The 4,484-nt window shown below is 42.0% G+C and carries 2 protein-coding genes; both read left to right on the top strand.

Annotated elements, in window-relative coordinates:
* Nucleotides 1-599 precede the first annotated feature (599 nt).
* Nucleotides 600-2,165 carry an esterase/lipase family protein gene (locus N482_RS01485; RefSeq protein ID WP_155730432.1) on the top strand — a complete coding sequence of 522 codons (1,566 nt, stop codon included), beginning with the start codon at nucleotides 600-602 and terminating at the stop codon, nucleotides 2,163-2,165.
* A 13-nt stretch (nucleotides 2,166-2,178) separates the two neighbouring features.
* The gene (locus N482_RS01480) at nucleotides 2,179-4,218 is read left to right on the top strand and encodes a hypothetical protein (RefSeq protein ID WP_063375404.1); all 2,040 of its coding nucleotides are present in this window, start codon (nucleotides 2,179-2,181) and stop codon (nucleotides 4,216-4,218) included.
* Nucleotides 4,219-4,484 lie beyond the last annotated feature (266 nt).

Raw genomic sequence — 4,484 nt, 5'->3', positions numbered from 1 at the left:
CTTGCATGTTGAATTCGGGTTTAATTTGAGACATGTTCTTTAATTATGGCAGCGCGCCCAGACAGAATTGACCGATAAATCAGACTCAGTAAATCCACCTGTTGATTCGCGAGAGGGTTGAGATAGCTTGAAATTACACCACATATTTAAACCTTTTCGATTTGAACGCGTTTTCATCAAACTTTAGTATTATACGTTTCATTTTTAAGTCAGAACTTTGCAATTAACAAGAGCAAGTAAAGAGGGGCCTCCATTGGCATTAATATGTGTACTTTTCTTTTATAAATCAATTTATAAGATAAGTAAGCTTTTTACCTATTAGGTATAGCAAGGGCCAATTCCGGTCGATAGATACGGTGTTTATTCAGCTAACAGGGTAGTGCTGCTTACTTGAGTTCCTCGATTGGGTGTGTGAGCATGTCGCGGCTTGCATGACTGAATTGATCACAGTAGTGATGGAATATTACGTGCTCAGTCTGTTGAATATAACTCTCTAATTATGAATTTATTGGTAAGAGGCGGTGAAGTAAATCACCTCGCTATTTGGTTAATTACAGCAAAGACAAGCACACTTAAAATATGGAAAAAAGGATGCGTATATGGAATTTAAAGACACGGCGGGGCATTTTTTAAAAAGTGCCTCCAAACATGGATTGTTTGCCCTTGCTTTGGCTGGGGTGAGTTTTACTTCTGTGGGCGGTGAAGGACACTCCGCCGCACAGCAACACCAAATGGATAAGCTAGATAGTGAGTTATCCCACGTATTATCTATTAGTACCTCTTCTTCACCAATCGCTCCTCCAGAAGAAAAGCTGGGTGTGTATGTCGTTGACCAAGGTCAAGGTCTAGACACTGGGTGCACGTTTAGTAGTGGTGGCCCGCTTGTTATTCAGCTCGAAGTCCCTCAGGTTGTGAACAGTGCAGTACTAGACAACCAAGGTTATTTATTAGACCCAGGTAAATTGGTTGGCAATGGCATGTTGGGTGCAACGGCAACCTTGAGCTTACCTGTGTATGATATCGACAGTAGTGCCAATATACCTGGAGTTAATCCTGAGGTTGATGACTTATATTTTAACGGTCATTTTAAAAAAACCTTAATTGGGCAGGATAGTCAATGGACTGATGATGTCATCTCTATCCCCATTGAAGAGATTAAATTTGGCCAAATCAATGAAATAAAAATAGATATAGATACTGCTAATGCCGGTGACAACTGGTGTATGTCGGTTGATTGGGTGGCAATTGAATTTGAGGTAGCAGCACCGTATGTACTTGCCCACGGGATCAGTGCAGACTCATCCACTTGGGATGAAGATGCTGCAACAGGTGTACTGGCGTATTTAGACGAGCAAGGTATTTTATACGATAGATTTAGCCTAGTTGCTAACGGGACAAGTGCGGGCAATGCTGCATTATTACAAGGCCACATTCGTGACTTTTTGGAGCCGCTTAAAGCCGATAAGGTACATATTATTGCGCACAGTAAAGGAGGTTTGGATAGTCAAGCTTTACAAGCACTCGCCCCTCCGTTTGATATTTTAAGTTTGTCGACATTATCGACTCCGCATTTGGGATCTGTGGCAGCTGATCTATCCATCATTCAAAAAACATCGGCTAATCGGTATCAAAACATTGGCGATGATCCGAACGGTTATGCCGCGAAATATGTCAATACGTGGACGTTTGGACAAGGACCTCAAAACCCGGGCCTTGGAGATTTAACCACCCAACGAGCATTGCAAGCAATTGCCTCTGGGGTGCGTGGTAATATCAGTAAAACCTTTACCATTGGCGCTGATGCAGATTTAAATGGCGATAACGACCTGACCACCAATGAGTCCGCAGGGTTGTTCCCCGGTATAGCGCACTATGGTGCTGAGCGCGCATGGCGAGTGTTAAGAGACTTTTCTTCTGCACATACCGTAGAAATTGTCACTAAAAGACTGCCTGCGCGGCCAAAGAAACGGAGCCGCACCATCACTATTTTGAAATATGCTGCGACCTCATCTATTCAACCGCAAAATAATGATATTGTTGTGACGTTAAACAGTGCAAACCCCAACTATGGTCAAGCTATAGGCAATGTAATGGCGAATCATTCAACGTTAAAAAATGCACAAAACATTACTCGCATAGTTAACAACACAATACATCTTAAATAAAAGGATTTGAAAGATGATAAAGAGATTTAAAACGTTTAAATACTGGATAGATAACATAGTTGCTAAAGGTTTAATACTGATGGTGATGCTTTTGGCATCGTCCGCTTCTGCAAGTATTCAAGGACAAATTGTCGCAAATTCGCCGACTACGCCGTCAGTGGCGATTAAAACAGGAGATGAAAGCGCGACATTGCAATTTGACGTACAAGGCGCACAGAGTTTTCGGGTCGAGTTAGTTGTGCCTGTAGAGGGAGCCAGTATTCAACTGTTTGATCCACAGGGTAACATGGTTGTTGATGCCAATGATCCTAAAACGCAGTTTATCGCAGGCGCGGAACTAGATGCTGTGAATCCATTACCCGGCGGTATTTTCTTGCTCCCTGAGCAGCTGCAACCGCAATCAGGCCAATGGCAAGCCGTTGTTCGTTTTCCTACCGCGACCTATGATACGGTGGTGATGAGTACGGTATTTATGCGATCTAACCTGCAAGTTGGGATGGCCGTTGCGCGCACCGAGTACTTGGTAGATGAGGTGGCACCTTTAGCTGTGATTATCTTAGATAAGGGCTTACCGATCGCAGGCGCTACACCGGAGTTCACCATAACAGACCCAGATGGTCTGAACACCGTTTTAACTGCACAAGATAATGGGGAAGAAGCTGACGCACAAAAAGCGGATGGGATCTACAGTATTGACTTTTTGCTCAGTAAACCCGGTCAATATAAAGTAAGTATGGCGGTCGATATTAACACCAGCAATGGAATTGTTCGTCGTACAGACGGTATGATGCTTGATGTGAAGAGCCCTTTTATTGATGTTAATGACATCACCTATGACAAAGTGTTAGACAGCACAGGCTGTGTTGAAGCAATCAATGCAAAAGTCAATTTAGAAGTGCTGGAAGCGGGTCAATTCGTCGTGAATCTAGATATTTCTGACAGTGAGCGCAAGTTACTCAGCAATAAAAATGTGTCTTTGCCAGTGGGTGCATCAGTCATTAATTTAAGTTATTCACGGGATGAGCTCAAAGCCAATTTAAATAAAACATCTCAATATCAACTTACTAAGTTCTGGGTGAATAAAGTAGACTCAGAGGGTATTCATTTAGCTGCATTGTTACCTGACCATGTCTTATCGACAGGTACCTCTTATGCTGATTTATGCCGAGATGATATAGAGATCATGCCTGAAATCACCGAAGAACCCGTGTTAGCTGACGGATATTTCTCTGGTATTGATGTCAGCTTCCCTGTGTTTGTGAAGCAATCTGGTCGTTATCAAGTGTCTTTAAAAGCCTTTGCTGCAGATAACACAGATTTGGGCCTTATTACATTTTCATCAAACTTAGCTGCTGGTGATAATGAGGTGATGTTTAATGTAAGCAATAAGGCACTTGTCAAAGCGGATGGACCATATCGCTTTGTCGGACTGCTGGTTACCAAGGGCAGAGTATCCGCCAGGCTGAATTTATTGGGTGAAACCAGAGCGTATAAAAAAGAGCAGTTTATGCCTGTGTATACGGTGGTTCTCGATGCACTGCAATATGCTTTAGAGCGCAGCAACTGGCAAACATCACCAGTGACACCCTCTAATAATACGAGAGTGGGCGGTTACTTACGATCAGGTGCTTCAATTCCTTATGACTATGAGACATTATTAACTTTCAGCCCAGAGATCTCAGGTAGCCATGTTTTGGAAGCTAAACTGATCATCGAAGTGGGTGAGTCCAGCCTAATGATGCCATTTAATACGATAGAAGTATTTAATCAAAACAAGCGTACACTAGATGGTCAAGCGGTGAGTTATGATGATTTTTGCCAAAGCTTTAATGTGTGTCCTGCTTGGGATCAACGCTTAGGCTCGATCCCCACTGCAATGGCTAATAATAGCTATGTCGTAGAGTCTGAACAGCTAAGCCATTTAGTACAAAAATGGGTGGAAGGTGAAAATAATAATCACGGTATTATTTTAACTGCTTCACCTTATGAGCGAAGCTATTTTGCCACGATTACCAGTGCGAAGCTTGAAATAAAATATGCTCAACTACCTTGATAATAGGTTAGTGAACAATCCGTTCTAATTGCAAGCATAAAAGCGCAGGCTTATATTTTATAAAGCTGCGCTTTTTAAGAACGGTAACTTTGATCTAGTCGCTATTACGTATGCTAGCCAAAATATATCAATTTAGTTTCATTTTTAGAGCTACTAACCTGCATTAAATTTGACAGGTCATGTTGATATAAATTTAGAGTTGCTAGAGGTTTCATTTGTATTAGTAGGTCTATTTCCAGTAAAATTTGCGTTGACACCCACTTTAA

This window comes from Pseudoalteromonas luteoviolacea NCIMB 1942 (assembly GCF_001625595.1).
Lineage (GTDB): Bacteria > Pseudomonadota > Gammaproteobacteria > Enterobacterales > Alteromonadaceae > Pseudoalteromonas > Pseudoalteromonas luteoviolacea_A.
The sequence above is the reverse complement of the archived record's forward strand: the minus strand, read 5'-3'. Positions and strand labels throughout refer to the sequence as shown.

Coding starts and splice junctions, on each gene's coding strand:
- N482_RS01480 (WP_063375404.1), top strand. CDS start 2,179: ATGATAAAGAGATTTAAAACGTTTAAATACTGGATAGATAACATAGTT.
- N482_RS01485 (WP_155730432.1), top strand. CDS start 600: ATGGAATTTAAAGACACGGCGGGGCATTTTTTAAAAAGTGCCTCCAAA.